Genomic DNA, 14,143 nt, shown 5'->3' on the forward strand with positions numbered 1-14,143 from the left:
TTAGTAGAGCTTCCCCATAGGTTTTTTATCATCAAAATCTGATTGTATTCTAATATATGTATGTCTTCTTGTCTTCACCTTCAACTAGGTTATAGGAAACTCGCTTTTTGTCTCAGCATATATTGGATACAAAATAATGGTACAATAGCATATGGTGCCTGGTATAGATAAATTTATGATCTAGAGGTTATAGCTCGTTTTCGTCCTTAAGCATTTTAGAAGGTCGGCGAGGCAACCCTTGCAACTCATTGGCTGCAATTACTGTTACTCGAATTTGCTATGAACAGTATAATTCTCAGCAATTCTTTCATCGGCTATGCCCGGCTTAGCTTTCAACAGCCACTCTGCATACTCTCGGTCACTACCACGTATATGAGTTTCAAGAAGCTCAGCTGTGTCAGCCACAGCCTCTATTACTTTGTCTAGTTTATCGTCTTGAACGAGTCTGCCCACGAGACCAAGTAATGTTGCGTGTTCCTTACGTAGCTCATCAATACCAGGGTAGCCAAGTTTCTCTAATACATATTCTTCATCATCTATGTGCTGTCTAAGAACATCTATGAAAATCTTTATGCGTTTCTCTATTTCCTTGTACTCGGCTCCAACAAGGATATACCTATACATGTTATTAAAAGCATTTATGAGCGACATGTGTTCTCTGTCAAGGCCTTGTACGTATACGCTTAGCCTGGGACCCCAGGCTATCGGTCTCCAATATAAGTGGTAGAATACGGCCCTTACTTTTCCGACATAGCTTACGGCCTGGTTTATTGCTTCAAGCCCATATATATCTCCCTGCCTAATACTGCTTACCCGTGCACCCGTAATGACAGCATAGTATGCTAGGAGCCAAGCCTCCCACTCACTGCCTTGGACATTTATAAGATATATCGATTTGAGTGAACCGGGTCTTTTTACTAGTTTGTTTCTCAGCTCGTCTAGAGACCCTCTAAGTTCAACTATTTTCTCCTCATCCTTTACGCCCAGCTTTTCTGCGATGATCCGTGGTTTTCGGAGTATAGGGCTTGTTTCCTCTATGTAGCGTGAGACGAAATTGTATGGTGGGACGAGTATTGTTGGATAAGGCTGTTCCTCAGCAATCTCGGGAATCAAGCCCTCTTTCAGAATTTTCTTGGCCCTAGGATCCCTTATGATTCTGCGAAAAAGCTTTCCGAAAGGCATCGACTGCACCAGTACTTTTGTGTACTTTAATGCTAATGGTTAATAAGTAGTAGTGATTACATAATATATTGCTTGTTTAATAAACGTATATATTGAGTCACTATAAGAGAATGGGTTAAAGGATACAGCATTTTATAGAGTTTTCGAGCTCAGTGCTCGGCCGGATTCTTCACCGCCCTTCGGCTAAGCATAATCCCCGGCTCATCATCGCGGAGATACGTGAATTATCCCATCAATACTCGCGTATTTCCCGAGCATATACACCGGATTGAATTCTTCTCCTAAGCGTAGTGCCTTACCCCTCTTATTTACATCATTCAGTAAAATACGCTGTGCGGGTGGGATAATTGGCGCTTACCTCCTCTAGCCCCGTTCTAGTGGTTGGTGTTGACGCAGCTCGGCCAGAGGAGAGAGCGAAGGCATTCTCTGTTCTAAGGTATGCGATAATCGCACGGCTACTGTTGGCTCCTACGCCGCTTCACCAACTAATAGAGGACCTAGTCATGCTGAGGGAAGCGGGTTTCCTGCCTCCTGCGTTCACGCTCAGAGACATACTAGAAGAGGTTGAACTCTACGAGGCTCTTGGCCTTATATACGAGAACGATGAAGGCTTGCTCACTGTTAACACGGAGATGCTCAGCGACGAGGAAATAGTTGTGCGCATAGAGAACGTATTGCTAGGAATGGCTGACTTGATAAGCTCAGGCCTCCCCCTGCCGCCACGCAGCGTGGCTGCTGTAGCCTAGGTATAGTGTTATTCATCGATAATTATTCGGTGATTGCGCTAGAACTATACACATTATTTGCAGGCACTGGTTTCGTTCATCCTTATTCTCTTCAAGTCTATTACTATGCTCTCGGATAGCTTCTCTAACTTGGCGGCAGACCGGTTGACAAGCTTAAACCAGTCTCCTTTAGTGCTATGGGTCCTTGTGGCATTTGCTAAGTATTTTTCTAAGTCTTTAAGCCCGTCCTCGAGTACTCGAAGCCTATCGAGATACATGTCTTTGAGCGCTTTGTATGCGCATTCATTTCCAACTGTGGCTGCATACATGTTTATTGCACGAAGTAAAAGCCTTAGCTCTTCGATAAGGCTGTTTAAGCGATATATTACGTTGTTGGGTTCTCCGTTGCCGCCATAGACTATTACTGAGTCAATAGTAGAGGCATACCCGGCAACAATTACTGCACAGCTGAAGCTATCCGTATAGTTATTCTCCAACGTATATGTTATAAGCCCTAGCGCTTCCAGGAGGTTATCTAGGCGCTCCCTTAGCTCCCTTAGTTCGATATATACTAGCTTCTCTTGTAGGCTCTTAGCGGAACTATGGGCGTAGTAGCCGTAGTAAATGCTGATAAGTATTATGGTTAAGCCTATTGCGAAGAAGGCTCTGGCGCCATTCTTCTGCAAAAACACGTACTTGCACCACGTGGCAAAAAGGCTTCAAGACATGTATTATTTTCTTGCCTATTCCTTGGGCTAGCTTAGTAGCTTGTCTAAGAGCTTTTTTGCCTCAGTCCTAAACTCCTCTATGCTTTTTTCCTCGTTGACGAGCATGTGGTCCGCAAGAGCTATGACGTTTCCGAGCCCGAAGCCGAGCTCCGTTAGGTCGCGTGCGACAAAGTCCTCCCAGGTCTTGGGGTCGCCGGGTCGTCCCCGCCTCCTTATCCTCTCGAACCGTGTCCGTGGAGACGCGTGTACAGCGACTATGATTACTTCGCCGTAGCGGCGGAACACGTTTACCTCGTCTAGGCTCCTCACACCGTCCACGAGCACGACGCTATTATTAGTTCTCCTTATTTTCTCCGCGGTCCTCTCAGCGACAACCGTGGGGCCGTATTCTTCCCTAAGCTTCTTGGCAACCATGTTGAGATTGCTGGGTGTGGGTTCAAGCCCCCTTCTCGCCGCTTCTTCGCGGACTACGTCACCCATAACGAAAACGGGTATTCCCATCTCCTTGGCGATGCTAGATACTATTGACTTCCCGCTTCCAGGCATACCGGCTACAAGGACTATGATCCTATGGGCTCCGGGCTCCAATACTCGCCCAATTACTAAGGGTTCGGGTAAGAACAAGGCTCATTATTTAAGGAGAGCGCCGAAACCCAGAGGAGAGCCTCTAGTCCTCTGGCATGGGGTTCTCGTAGATAGGCCTACCCATCTTGGTTGGAGGCGCTAGCCAGTCAACCACGGCTCTGGGGTCGCTGTGCTCTATCGTGAACACAATTGGGCCTAGAGGAGCCTCGGCGTCAAGGTCTACTAGGCTGACCCTGCCGACGAAAGCTGCCTGCTTGTTCAGCTTAAACACTAGCAGCCCCCTGTCTATGCCTCTCAGCATGTAGCTACGGGCAGCGTCGAGTATGCGCTCCATTCGCAGCTTTTCGTGGAGCTTGACGAGGCCTCTAAGACTATAGGACTCAGCCACTACCAGCTGATAGCCTCCTCCCAAGTCCTCCACGTGGATAATGTCTGGCATGAAGACGTTCAGTATGGCCTTCTTAACCCTCTCAACGTCCTCTGTGGGGCGTACCTCTGCCTCAACCCTTACACGAGCCATGATCCGCCAATCCCTTATAAAGGATGAGGGCCCGGAGCCCCCCATATAGTTTGCCTAAGTGGGTGCCGTAGCTCTTCAGCCCAGGCTGCCTTCATCGTGCTTGATTTAGCTATGACGCCTTTGCAAGCTTGTCCGCGTAGCCGAGTCTCAGGGGAATCTCTAGCCCAGAAAAGAACAATGCCCGTGACCCCCCTACTAGGAAGCTTCATTACTCTGCCTAGAGAACATATAGAAAAACATACCGGGCAAAGCAAGAACAGGAGGGGAATAGACATGGCCGAGGTCACGGAGAATATTCTTGAGGAGCTTCGGAAAGTTATAGCCGAGACACCGTGTCCGGGCTGGGCTCATGCCCCGCACCCTGCCGACGTGATAATAGTTGCTAAGGGCAGGACTATAGAGGAGGCCTTTGAGCAGGCAGCAATAGGGGTCTACGAGGTAATAACTGACACGTCTAAGGTTGAGCCCCTTGAGGAGAGAAGCATAGAGGATGAGGGCGAGGATCTCGAGCAGCTACTCTATCGCTGGATAGAGGATCTCTTGTTCTATACTGATAGCGAGGGCCTCGTCTTCTCAAAGTTCAAGGTGGAGCCCATAGAGAAGGCCGCCGATGAGCAAGGAAACCTGATCCTCAGGCTCAGGGCAAAGGCCTGGGGCGAGAAACTGACACCCGGCAAGCACCCAACCAGGACAGTGGTAAAGGCGATGACGTACGCGATGATGGAGATAGTGAAGGAGAACGGGTGCTGGAGGGTACAATTCGTGGTAGATATCTAGGCCCAGCTTTTTCGCCCCCTAATAGTCCTCCTTTGCATCCGAGGAAGAGATTCTGTCCCGGTGTTGACGACGTGCCTCTAGGCTTCGAGGAATACGTCTTCCTCGTCCGCAACCTTCGGGGAGTCTATGCTCCTCTCCCCAACGACGACCACGGCGCCTATGTTGGGTGGATTACTCGTCGCTACCGCTACCGCGACATAGGCGTTGCCAGCTGCATAGTGGAGGCCGCGGGCAACGTCTTTGAGGGAAGGCTTGGCGGTAACCCGTTCCACGTACTAGAGCCTCCGACAGAGAAGCTGCGCGAAGCCCTTCGGGAGGCGGGTAACGCTTTGGCGGAGAGGATCAATAGTTGTCTCGCGGAGTCTCTTCTCCTAAGCCTGGTCTACGCCTCACCCCTGTACGTCACCCAGGGGAGTCTTGGAGAACTAGAAGGCGCGGGCCTAGTAGTAGGAATAGTCAAGGGCGGAATCGCCGACCTCAATTCTGCTAGGCTGCACATGAGGATAGCGGGGTACAGCATCCTAGACCGCTATACCACCTCAGTGAAGGAGGCCATTGACTGCATCTCACGAGGCTGCTCCCCGGACGAGATACTTGGGCTCCGCAAAGAGTTCGCGGCGAAGGACGCTAAGAGATATTGGCGCATAGCCGGAAAGGGGAGCGACCCCGTAATAGCTTATCTCGACCACGTGCACGTCCTCGTAGAGAAAGGTGTTGCAGCTAGACTTGTTGGCTGGGAAGAGCGTGTACTACTCGCCATGCCGGTGGGATTCGTGCTTGATTCCGCGATAAAGGCTACTGGCTAGTCTCCCTGTGAAAGCGCCCTTCTCAGCGCCTCCAGTATATCCTCCACTGTCACGCCGTATATCGTGGCCTGTAGTCCTCGGAGCGCCTGCTCCACCTCGTCTACTACCTTATCCCTACTAGTTTCTAAGGATTCGAGCCTCTCTATGAGCTTCTCCATCTCGTCCTCGGGGTCGGCGAAGAAGTCGCCGCTAAGCAGCACGCCGCACACCACGTTATCCTTATCAATCCTGATGCATACTCTCGCTAACTTGCCGCCAGGGTGCTTCTTCTCACCACAGAGCAGCTTCACTACTCCCCTTCACCTCCCTCCCAGCACTTCCTTAACCTCCTCTGCAACCTTCTCCTGCTCCGGATCGGGCTGAGCAGCCCACATGAGTGCTTCTGCCTCGTCCCCGCTAAGCGAATCCTTCACGAAACCAAGGTACTTGAGGTTCCAAGCAGGCCTAGAGTATTTCTCGCGATAGAGCCTCAAAGCCTCTCTCAGTTCCTCCCGTGATGCTTCGCCCCACTCCTTCTCCAGGCCAAGCTTCTCGGCGAGCGCATCTGCTATCGCAGAGTATACCTCGCGGGGCTCCAACTTCCTCCCCACGGCCTCCTCGAGCGTGATAACCCTCTTAACCCTGCTACCGACGAAGCGCTTGTCCGAGAGCTTCTCCTTCGAGATCCTCAGCACCCGGCCGAGTATAGCCAAGTCGCTTGAGACCAGGAGAGCACCATGGACGAAGAGCTTGCCGGGAGCACTGGTGCCAGCTAGCCCAGAGACCTTTCTCCCATCAATCTCGACGTCGTTGAGTGCACGGTAGTAGGCATTGTTGGCGCCAAGAGAGCTAAGCGCATCAGCAACGGCCTCTCCGACCAAGTGGAAAAGGTCAACAACCGTTCTCGCCCCCGCCACGCCTTGTTTGACGACGAGCGCGTAGTTTATGTTACCAAGATCATGGTAGACGGCGCCGCCGCCAGTAAAGCGGCGTACCAGCTTCACACCCATGTCGCGGAGAGCATCCGGGTTCACCTCTAGGGCGGCGCACTGGTGCCGACCAATCACGACAACCCGGTCGTTCCTCCAGAAGCGTAGCACGCCGCCTTCTCCGCTAAAGACCCGGTAAAAGGCCTCCTCGAAGCCGAGGTTGAAGAACTGGTTACGAGGCCACTCAGCTACAAAAACCCGGAGTATGCCCATGTCGCGGACCCAGGCAAAGACTGAGAACAGGGTTTGAGGAGCTTTAGGCTTACCGTCCTGCTAGACGGCGTCGCGTTGACTACATGCACTGGGTCCGGAGAATGGACCTGCTTAAAGCCATGGGTGCTGTGCCCCCAGCGCTTGGCGTGCTTTTAAGCATGCATGCAAGTGCTAAGGCATCCCTCTCCCGTGATGGGAGAAGGCTCTTAATAATCGCGGCGACTTGTTCACAGCTCAGCTCATCGAACCCCGTACCATAGATCTTCTTGCCAAGCACACTTAGGGTTACATGGAGTCCAAAGGCGCTTGCCGAGTATTCCCTCCCCTCCTCTTCTGCTTCCTCTATTCTCCCACCCGCTAAGTAATAGAGGGTAGTACCTCTACTTCTACCAGACTATACATCGCATCTACACCCCTCTCCAAGACGAGGCCAAGGCTCAAAATAATCATCGTAATCAAGCACTAGTTGAGCAACGATTATCCCTATTCCTATGCCTGGATTCCTCGCCGAAACAATATCGGCGACAGAGAACACTACTCGTAAGAAGCGGGGTTCAGCGCCGTGCCGCGCATAGTTAGGATAAGCACCGAGAAGACCACGTGCGAAGCACTGATCGAGGAAAGCCGGGACAGTAAAGGCCTGCTCCTACTACACGGTTACAGCTTCCGCTACACGGTTTGGTCCGAGCCAAGCATAACCAGCTTTCTGGCCGAGAGGGGATGGGGCTACGCTGCGCCCGACATGCCGTACGGGAAGTCAACGAGCTGCACCAAGAAAACGCAGAGCCTTGAAACAAACCTCGAGGTAGCGGAAAAGGCGTTGGCCGAGGCACGGATAGAGCGCTTCATAGCAGTCGGGGCAAGCATGGGTGCGCGCTACGCCTTAGCGCTAGCAGCACGAAGACCAGGCCAAGTACTAGGAATAGTACTTGTCGGCCCAGCACTCGGCCGCAGCGCCGACGAGCTGTTGGCAGAGGCCGCTGAAAAGCTACGAGGAAGACCAGTACTCGTAGTCAGAGGCACCGGAGACACTGTCGCGACAAAAGAAGCGGTAGAGAGAGTTGTGAAAGCCCTTTCCGCGACATACGTAGAGATACCTAGGGCCGGGCACGTGGCTCACAGGGATAGCCCAGAAGAATTCAAGAAAGTGCTCAGCGAATACCTCAATAGCATACAGCTCTGATGATTTCGTAGCCAGCGCAGCAAATGGCGAAAACCCTCTAGTAGCCGAAGGAATCTCTAGACATGTTTTCTCTCCTATCATTACTCTATTCCCGCGAACTACTAGCGCCCAGGATAGGCAGCCTGCACATTCTTAATGAGCCCAAGCCGGCTATCTAAGATGATATGACCCCGGTCTTAAAGAGCATAGATATAAAATATTTTAGAAACAATAGATCTCATACAGGCCGTCAAGGCTTTACAGTTGGTTTTAAAAGTCATGGCTATGAGTATACATATGTAATGGGACAGCTACAAGGAGCCGAGGTGGAATGATTTGACAGCAGAGGAGCTCCAATTCGATAAAGAAAAGGCAGAGCTACACATAGGTGCAGGCAAGGAGCGCTACATCCTCATCCCTATGCGAGCCTACGCGGCAATCATTGACGCCATTGTTGGTCTCGTAGGCGAATCAGCAGCGAGCGCCCCACTATACTACATAGGGAAGAAAATAGGGGCAGGGACTCGTAGAAGAACTAAAGACGAGACTTGAAAAACACGTGGAAGAAGCCAATGTCGAGAACCTAGTCAAAGAGTACGCGGGGCTCCTAGAAGAACTCGGCTTCGGCAAAATAGAGATTGCTGAGTTCGACTCCAAACACGCAGTGATAAAAATGAAGAACCCGCCGAGCATGGCCGGCATAGCACTAGTTAAAGGCTCTGCTGAAAAACTCCTATTGCAAGGCAAGAAGATTTGCCACCTAGAGGCCGGTATGATGGCGGGTGCTTTCGAGGAAGTGCTCAACGCCAAGTACCAGGGACTAGAAAAAGAACATGGATCAGTCGATGACCCGTACTGCATTATAGAGGTTAAGAAAATCGGTGGGTAAGGCATTAGAACTTGTTCTTAATTGTGCTGCGGCCCTAGATCCTTGTCTAGTAATATCATATAGTCGATCCGCCACTACTTCTCTTATTTTTGAAGCAGGGTTGCTCCTTTTTGCGTCGTTGTTGTGCATTCTCTAGGCCATTGGATGTTCTGTGATAATGGCGAATAGCTTAGGAGCATGATCCGTTCTGATCCTTAATCCAAATTGGTGTTTTTACATTAATTATTGTAACTTTGCTGTTGTCTCTATGTTTTAGCACTTGTTTAAAACTCTCTTGCAGCGCACGGAGCCTTTCTTCATGGGGGTTGGAGCCGGGTTGACTTCTAGGAGAGAGTTCCTCAAGCTCCTCGGCACTGGTATTGTAGGCTTAGCTGTCGGGGCCGGAATCGGCTATGCTGCTAAGAAGGGTGGCGGTGTACGCACCGTCACCAAGACTGTTGGCGGCGGGGGCGCTGCCCCTACGACAACGGTTACTAAGACCGTGCAGGCTAGCGGTAGGAAGATTAAGGCTCTCTGGGTCTACGTGGGCCCCATAGGCGATTATGGCTGGACTCACGCCCATGACGCCGGTAGGCGCGCGGCCGAGAAGGCTCTGAAGGGCCTCGTCGAGACCAAGTACTTGGAGAAAGTGTCGGGCGGCGAGGCCTATGAGAGAATAAAAGCCGCCTTGGAGGCAGAGCGCTTCGACGCAGTCTTTGCCACGAGCTTCGACTTTCTCGACGCTGTTAGGAGGCTGGCCAAGGAGTACCCTGACATAATGTTCTATCACTGCAGCGGGCCCTGGGAAATGTTCAAAGACTTGCCCAACGTCGCGACATACTTCGCAGAGTTCTACCAGCTATACTATCTCAACGGTATCGCCGCCGGCGCAGTAACCAAGACATGCAAGGTCGGCTACGTCCCAGCATTCCTCATACCAGAGGTAGTAAGGCACATCAATGCCTTCGCCCTCGGCGCAGTCCACGGAGCCAAGCTCATGGGCAAGTGCGGTAGCGGCGAAAAGCTCGAGATCTACGTCTCCGCACCCCTCAGGGAATGGTTCAACCCATCCAAGGCAAGAGAGTACGCAGCAGCCCTCATAAACCAGTACAACGTGGACGTGCTCGCATTCACCGAGGACTCCACAGCAGTGCTAGAAACAGCGGCAGAGTACGGCGCCTACAGCTTCAGCCACTACAGCAACATGCTCGAATACTTCACCAAGGGCAAGGGAGCCTCCTCGCCCAACGCGAAGAGAGTCGTAGAGCACCACTTGACTGGCCAAGTAGCCGACTGGGCACCTATCTACACCTATCTCCTATCAAAGCTCGTAGCCGGGTCAGCGGAGAAGGAAGACGTGTGGGCAAGGATAGGCGACTTCACCCCGATAAAGTGGAGGAGGCCACCAGAGCGCTCGACAGCGGGGAGACACGAGGGCGCAGTCTACCTAGCCCCGCTCAACACCAGCGTCATCCCTGCGAAGGCCATGGATGAGATAAAGAGGCTCTACGAGGATATGAAGGAGCTGCTCTTTGAGCCGTTCACTGGCCCGATAAGGGGCTACACAATAGACCCAGCGACCGGCAAGAAGATCGGAGACGTCGAGGTAAAGGTGCCAGAGGGCCAGAGATGGGGAAGAAACGAGCTATGGGGATGCAGCACAAGGTGCTGGGACAAGTGCTTCACCGAGCAACAGCCAAAGACATGCAACACGATGAACTGGTTCTACGAGAAAATAATAACCCTAGGCAGCTAAGAGGCAGCGATTTCTCGCAACAAGTCTTTGCTTAGTCTGTTTCCCTGCTTTTTCTCTTCAAACTATTTAGGGTCAAAACACTATGCTTCTTCACGAATCATGTCTCGCCGCTACAGCTTCCACCGCTTCCATAGTTAAGGAGACAGGGATGACCTCAATTCCTTATAGACGGGGGCTCGCTGGACAAGCTGTTTCCAGCCATGCTGCGAGCCCTGCTAGGCTAATATTACGGAGTAGATGCTGTAGTAGCTCAATCATTTGTCCTCCCATAGGAGGCTAGGAATTAGCGCTACAACTCTAGGGTTTTCAGGAGAGTGCAGGCGGATCATACATCTCTACTAGTAGCTCATAGAGGCGTAGCCACTCAAACCCCCTGCTTGTTATCACGTACCTGCCCTCTTCGTCTTTCTGCACTAGCCCCCTCAAGGCCATGGTTTCGAGCAGTATTCGGGCCCTTCGATGAGAAAGATTTGCCTCCAGTGCCAAGCGGTTAACGTTTTTCGGTGTCAGTGAGGCAAGGGCTCGGAGAATATCTGCTACAATGTCGTGGCGGCACCTCTTCACGGAGCTACTTGCACCTCCCTTATGGATTCCCGCTCTAATTCTACCAGCTGGGCCTGTAGTCATGTCTTGCGGACGAGTCGTACGGCCTCCACATATACCGGGTAATCACCTAGTCCTAGTATCCCGGAGTAGAGGTGTCCAGGCTGTGAGCGAGCTGAAGGTTGGTGGAAGCGTCAAGCTCCGCGGCCCTATATCGTTCCGAGTCCTCGACGTAGCGGGCTCGCTTAGCATTGAGGGCGACGTAGAGGTAGAGGAGGATTTCAAAGTATCGGGCTCGGGGAAGGTGAAGGGCAGGCTGAAGGCTAAGAGTATTCGTGCGGCTGGCAGCCTCGACGTGGAAGGCGAAGTTGTTGCGGAGGAGATAGACTTCTCCGGCTCAATGAAGGCCTCAGCGATAAAGACTGGCTCGCTCAGTGTCTCCGGCTCGCTGAAGAGCGGCGTGATAGAGGCGAGAGAAGTAGAGATCCATGGAAGCGTTAAGGGTGATATAAAGGCGGTAAGCGTCATCATAGGGAAGAAGTCGAAGGTTCGTGGAACAATAGTTGCTGATAGGGTTGTTGTTGAGAGGAAGGCTGAAGTTGAGAGAATCATTGCCAGAGAGGTTGTCATCGAGAAAGACGCTGAGGCTGATTACGTTGAGGCCGAGAAGGCTATTGTTAAGCGGGGAGCCTATGTAGGAGAACTGCGCTACGTCAAGGAATACGTTGCGGAGGAGGGCGCCGAGGTAGATCGTGTAACTAGGATAGAGCGCCTCTCGGCTGAAGCCCCCTAGACACTAGACTCTCAGCCTAGGGGTTGTTGGCTCTACGCTGAGGCTCCACCATTCTGCCACGAGGCTTTAAAGGCTGAGTAGCTTATGCACTGATTTTGCCTAGTGACCCGGCAACGGCTCTACAGTAAAGACAGTGTGCTTTGGTGACACCTCTAGTGTTTTCAGCCAGGGCTTCTATGTCTACGTAGACGAGGGAGCATCTGAGTGAAGCGCCGCGAGCTAGCAGTGTTATTAGCCGTGTTTGTGGCCGTTGCTAGTGCTAGTGCCGGTGCTGGTTTAGCGAGGCTTGCGTTGGCGAGGTATCTGCGCTACGACCTGGGTACATCGGTGCTCGTCGCGTCCAGCCTTACCAGCTGGTTCATGGTGTTTAGGGCTGTTTCGTCCCTCGTTACCGGCGTCATTGTTGATGCTTGGCCGTCGGCTTCTCGGCTGTTTCTCCCCCTCCCCCTCGCACTGATAGCGCTAATAGTGTATACTGAGTCCCTTGTAACAGACCCCTTTACTGCCCTCGTGCTCAACGGGTTGTGGGGCCTTCTTGGAGGAATGGTTTGGCCTCTTGCCCAGACCACGACCTCGCTTCTCGCGCGCAGCTGGAGCAATACAGCTATGAGCATCTACTTCGCAATGGGGTTTCTAGGGGTAACGCTTGGCCAAGCCCTCTATGGCTTCCTCCCGTTCTCTAATGCAGGTGTTTTGCGCGTCTCGGTGCTATTCTTCCTCGTCGCGGCTGGATTCATGGTGGTTGCTGCAAGCTATGCTCCTGCAGCAATTAGGTCTGGGAGAGAGAGGCGTCGAGGCAAAAAGCTGCGTGAAACCGTTATGGGGGAGACCGTTATGCTGCTCCTCGTCGTGGCCTTTGTAGCAGGTTTTGCCTCGGGTCTTCTGAGAGAGTTCCTCTACATCTACCTCGGCGAGGTATACGGGCTTAGTCGCCGCGGGCTGGCCTCCGTACTCGCAGTCGCAGGTGTTGCATCATTCGCAGCAGGGCTCGGCATCGGGCCGCTCGCCGACCGGGTCGGTGTAAGCAGAGCACTCGTACTCATACTGCTCACTGGAGCTGTTGGTGGCGTCTTGCTTGCATCGCCGGAGCTACTAGCAGCATTCACGGGAATAGTATTGATGAACATGGCTACTCGCGGAAGCCTACCATTGACGCGTAACGCTGTACTGCTCGGAGCTTCTGCATCCCTCGTAGCGCTCTCGAATACCTTGAACAATGCGGGGCAAGTAATTTCACCCATAATTGCGGGCTATCTCTACGAGCACACGGCGTGTGAGACTACGCCACTGATACACCTGTACTGCAAGGGCTCACCATACCTACTCTCATCAGCATTAATGATACTCGTCGTCATAATCTATGCTGTTCTTCGCCGCAAAAGGAGTTAATCCCCTCATCGCCCATTGGGCTGATGACTGGCTCCACCGACAGTATTGTGCAAAAGATATACCTATATGTACTCATAGCTATACCTGTCTACTGGTGAAGTGTTTGGCAGACGGTGCTGCGCCGACGTATGGCTTCGGCGACGTGATATGGTGGCTATTCTGGCTGCTATTCCTAATACTGATGCTTGAACCCGTTATGAGTATGCGGAGACTGCACGCGGCAAGACTGTCCCTTATTAGGGAAATGGAGAGGAAGTACGGGTGGCGCGTAATAACGATGATTCACCGCGAGGAGCGAGTATCGTTCTTCGGTATACCGATACAGAGGTTCATAAACATTGAGGACTCCGAGGCAGTGCTCCGCGCGATAAGGACCACGCCTCCAGACAAGCCCATAGCACTGATACTCCACACGCCGGGAGGCCTCGTCCTAGCCGCTAGCCAGATAGCAATGGCTCTCAAGAGGCACCCCGGCAAGAAAATAGTAATTGTGCCCCACTACGCTATGAGCGGTGGCACACTCATAGCATTAGCGGCCGACGAGATACTGATGGATCCGAACGCGGTGCTTGGCCCGCTTGACCCCCAGCTAGCACTTGGGCCACAGGGCCCGGTGGTACCGGCGCCAAGCATAGTGAAGGTGGCCAAAATGAAGAAGGACAAGGCCGCCGACACAACGCTCATCGTTGCCGACGTCGCCGAGAAGGCCATCATGGAGATGCAGGAAACCATAGTAGAGCTGCTCAAGGACAAAATGGGCGAGGATAAGGCGAAGGAGCTCGCAAAGATACTGACAGAGGGCAGGTGGACACACGACTACCCGATAACCGTTGAGAAGGCGAGGGAGCTAGGCCTGCCAGTAAAGACCGAGGTACCGCCAGAGGTCTATGAGCTAATGGAGCTGTATCCACAAGCGCCAGGCAACCGGCCCGGAGTAGAATACATACCGCAGCCGCTGCCAACGCCAAGCCATAGGCAGCACGGCGGAAATACTCGCGGAGTAGCGGTGATCGTGAGACGATTCCTCGGCTAGAGAAAACAATGTGTAAAACAAGTCTCTCTTTTTATTACCTCGATGCCTAAGATAATGGGTTTTTCGCCAAGTAGCATATTCTTGGCAATGCAGCA

At 52.4% G+C, this 14,143-nt stretch carries 18 protein-coding genes; 11 read left to right on the plus strand and 7 right to left on the minus strand.

What is annotated here, in order from left to right:
- Nucleotides 1-264 precede the first annotated feature (264 nt).
- A complete protein-coding gene (locus SBG41_RS05755) occupies nucleotides 265-1,182 on the minus strand; it encodes a bacteriohemerythrin (protein WP_317894604.1) in 918 nt (305 codons plus the stop codon).
- Between the two features lie 347 nt (nucleotides 1,183-1,529).
- On the opposite strand from SBG41_RS05755, the gene SBG41_RS05760 reads away from it, so the two are divergent.
- A complete protein-coding gene (locus tag SBG41_RS05760; RefSeq protein ID WP_317894605.1) occupies nucleotides 1,530-1,928 on the plus strand; it encodes a hypothetical protein in 399 nt (132 codons plus the stop codon).
- 53 nt (nucleotides 1,929-1,981) lie between these two features.
- Here SBG41_RS05760 and SBG41_RS05765 read toward each other — a convergent pair whose 3' ends face one another.
- The 3 genes from SBG41_RS05765 to SBG41_RS05775 form a co-directional block, all read right to left on the minus strand.
- Nucleotides 1,982-2,599, minus strand: coding sequence for a hypothetical protein (locus SBG41_RS05765; protein ID WP_317894606.1), 618 nt, complete (start codon nucleotides 2,597-2,599; stop codon nucleotides 1,982-1,984).
- Between the two features lie 63 nt (nucleotides 2,600-2,662).
- On the minus strand, nucleotides 2,663-3,202 hold the full coding sequence (locus SBG41_RS05770; protein ID WP_397470790.1) for an AAA family ATPase: 540 nt from the start codon (nucleotides 3,200-3,202) through the stop codon (nucleotides 2,663-2,665).
- Between the two features lie 100 nt (nucleotides 3,203-3,302).
- A complete protein-coding gene (locus SBG41_RS05775; protein ID WP_317894608.1) occupies nucleotides 3,303-3,740 on the minus strand; it encodes an RNA-binding domain-containing protein in 438 nt (145 codons plus the stop codon).
- 273 nt (nucleotides 3,741-4,013) lie between these two features.
- On the opposite strand from SBG41_RS05775, the gene SBG41_RS05780 reads away from it, so the two are divergent.
- Together SBG41_RS05780 and SBG41_RS05785 are read left to right on the plus strand one after the other, a co-directional pair.
- Entirely contained in the window at nucleotides 4,014-4,517 is a 504-nt protein-coding gene (locus SBG41_RS05780; RefSeq protein ID WP_317894609.1) for an archease, read from the plus strand.
- Between the two features lie 71 nt (nucleotides 4,518-4,588).
- On the plus strand, nucleotides 4,589-5,323 hold the full coding sequence (locus SBG41_RS05785; RefSeq protein WP_317894610.1) for a hypothetical protein: 735 nt from the start codon (nucleotides 4,589-4,591) through the stop codon (nucleotides 5,321-5,323).
- On the opposite strand, the gene SBG41_RS05790 is transcribed toward SBG41_RS05785, so the two are convergent.
- Together SBG41_RS05790 and SBG41_RS05795 are read right to left on the minus strand one after the other, a co-directional pair.
- The gene (locus SBG41_RS05790) at nucleotides 5,320-5,613 is read right to left on the minus strand and encodes a hypothetical protein (RefSeq protein WP_317894611.1); all 294 of its coding nucleotides are present in this window, start codon (nucleotides 5,611-5,613) and stop codon (nucleotides 5,320-5,322) included. The genes SBG41_RS05785 and SBG41_RS05790 overlap by 4 nt on opposite strands.
- A 9-nt stretch (nucleotides 5,614-5,622) precedes the next feature.
- Entirely contained in the window at nucleotides 5,623-6,504 is an 882-nt protein-coding gene (locus tag SBG41_RS05795) for a lipoate--protein ligase family protein (protein ID WP_317894612.1), read from the minus strand.
- A gap of 101 nt (nucleotides 6,505-6,605) precedes the next feature.
- Between SBG41_RS05795 and SBG41_RS05800 the strand changes: the two genes are divergently transcribed.
- The 5 genes from SBG41_RS05800 (at nucleotide 6,606) to SBG41_RS05820 (ending at nucleotide 10,290) form a co-directional block, all read left to right on the plus strand.
- A complete protein-coding gene (locus tag SBG41_RS05800; protein ID WP_317894613.1) occupies nucleotides 6,606-6,764 on the plus strand; it encodes a hypothetical protein in 159 nt (52 codons plus the stop codon).
- A gap of 302 nt (nucleotides 6,765-7,066) precedes the next feature.
- Nucleotides 7,067-7,687 (plus strand): alpha/beta fold hydrolase, encoded by a 621-nt coding sequence (locus tag SBG41_RS05805; protein WP_317894614.1) that lies wholly within the window; start codon nucleotides 7,067-7,069, stop codon nucleotides 7,685-7,687.
- Nucleotides 7,688-8,002: 315 nt separating this feature from the next.
- A complete protein-coding gene (locus SBG41_RS05810; RefSeq protein WP_317894615.1) occupies nucleotides 8,003-8,218 on the plus strand; it encodes a hypothetical protein in 216 nt (71 codons plus the stop codon).
- A gap of 7 nt (nucleotides 8,219-8,225) precedes the next feature.
- Complete coding sequence (locus SBG41_RS05815; RefSeq protein WP_317894616.1) at nucleotides 8,226-8,555, plus strand: hypothetical protein; 330 nt, start codon at nucleotides 8,226-8,228, stop codon at nucleotides 8,553-8,555.
- A gap of 316 nt (nucleotides 8,556-8,871) precedes the next feature.
- Nucleotides 8,872-10,290 (plus strand): BMP family ABC transporter substrate-binding protein, encoded by a 1,419-nt coding sequence (locus SBG41_RS05820; RefSeq protein WP_317894617.1) that lies wholly within the window; start codon nucleotides 8,872-8,874, stop codon nucleotides 10,288-10,290.
- Between the two features lie 306 nt (nucleotides 10,291-10,596).
- Here the strand turns inward: SBG41_RS05820 and SBG41_RS05825 are convergent, their stop codons facing one another.
- Nucleotides 10,597-10,854 carry a winged helix-turn-helix domain-containing protein gene (locus SBG41_RS05825; RefSeq protein WP_317894618.1) on the minus strand — a complete coding sequence of 86 codons (258 nt, stop codon included), beginning with the start codon at nucleotides 10,852-10,854 and terminating at the stop codon, nucleotides 10,597-10,599.
- 145 nt (nucleotides 10,855-10,999) lie between these two features.
- Between SBG41_RS05825 and SBG41_RS05830 the strand changes: the two genes are divergently transcribed.
- The 3 genes from SBG41_RS05830 (at nucleotide 11,000) to SBG41_RS05840 (ending at nucleotide 14,048) form a co-directional block, all read left to right on the plus strand.
- Complete coding sequence (locus SBG41_RS05830) at nucleotides 11,000-11,626, plus strand: polymer-forming cytoskeletal protein (protein ID WP_317894619.1); 627 nt, start codon at nucleotides 11,000-11,002, stop codon at nucleotides 11,624-11,626.
- A 204-nt stretch (nucleotides 11,627-11,830) separates the two neighbouring features.
- On the plus strand, nucleotides 11,831-13,015 hold the full coding sequence (locus tag SBG41_RS05835) for an MFS transporter (RefSeq protein WP_317894620.1): 1,185 nt from the start codon (nucleotides 11,831-11,833) through the stop codon (nucleotides 13,013-13,015).
- A gap of 103 nt (nucleotides 13,016-13,118) precedes the next feature.
- Nucleotides 13,119-14,048 carry an SDH family Clp fold serine proteinase gene (locus tag SBG41_RS05840; RefSeq protein ID WP_317894621.1) on the plus strand — a complete coding sequence of 310 codons (930 nt, stop codon included), beginning with the start codon at nucleotides 13,119-13,121 and terminating at the stop codon, nucleotides 14,046-14,048.
- Nucleotides 14,049-14,143: the final 95 nt, after the last annotated feature.

Origin of the sequence: Pyrofollis japonicus, assembly GCF_033097485.1 — an archaeon.
In the GTDB taxonomy this organism is placed as follows: Archaea; Thermoproteota; Thermoprotei_A; order Sulfolobales; family Pyrodictiaceae; genus Pyrofollis; species Pyrofollis japonicus.